At 71.7% G+C, this 753-nt stretch carries 1 protein-coding gene; it reads right to left on the bottom strand.

The genetic code is table 11. The features are described 5' to 3' along the window. Positions 1-83: 83 nt before the first annotated feature. A partial coding sequence (locus tag C667_RS23595; protein ID WP_245538532.1) for a 3'-5' exonuclease occupies positions 84-753 on the bottom strand: 670 nt, incomplete at its 5' end.

Raw genomic sequence — 753 nt, 5'->3', positions numbered from 1 at the left:
CCGCAGTGCGGCCCGCGGCGGTCATCGCGCGAGCGCATCGGCGGCGCGCCGGACGCGCCCGCCCCGACCGCTCCGGCGCCACCTCAACGCCACATGTCGCGCATCTTCGCGGCGAGGTCGATCGCGGCCTGGCGCGAGGCCGGCGAACCCTGCAGCTCGGGCGCCGGTGACGGCCAGCTCGTCTGCTCGAAGTGCCCGAGCAGACGGTTGGGGATGAAGCGGCTGCGTCCGGCATAGACATGGCGATCGCCCAGGCCCATCTGCTGGGTGACGTGGAAGCGCTGCGGCACGATCAGGTCGAGGCCGTCCTTCGCGCGCGTCATCGCCACGTAGAGCAGGCGGCGCTCCTCCTCGATCTCGGCGCTGTTGCGCGTGGCGACGTCCGACGGGATGCAGCCGTCAACCACGTTGAGCACGCTCACCGCGCTCCACTCCTGACCCTTGCCCGAGTGGATGGTCGACAGGATCAGGTAGTCCTCGTCGAGCAGCGGCATGCCGGCCTCGCCGCTGGTGGCGCTGGGCGGGTCGAGGGTGAGCTCGGTGAGGAAGCGCTGCCGGCTCGGGCTTGTGGCGGCGATGCGCGCGAGCTGCTGGATGTCGAGCGCGCGCACCGCGAAGTCGTCGTACAGGCGCGGCATCTGCGCCTCGTACCAGCGGCAGGCGAGCTCGAAGTCGGTCGGCCAGGGCACCCCGCCCCTCGCCCCGCCGATAAAGGTATTCGCGCCTGCCGGCGCTCCTGCATGAGCTTCCGGA

The organism is Thauera phenylacetica B4P (assembly GCF_000310225.1).
GTDB lineage: Bacteria > Pseudomonadota > Gammaproteobacteria > Burkholderiales > Rhodocyclaceae > Thauera > Thauera phenylacetica.
The sequence above is the reverse complement of the archived record's forward strand: the minus strand, read 5'-3'. Positions and strand labels throughout refer to the sequence as shown.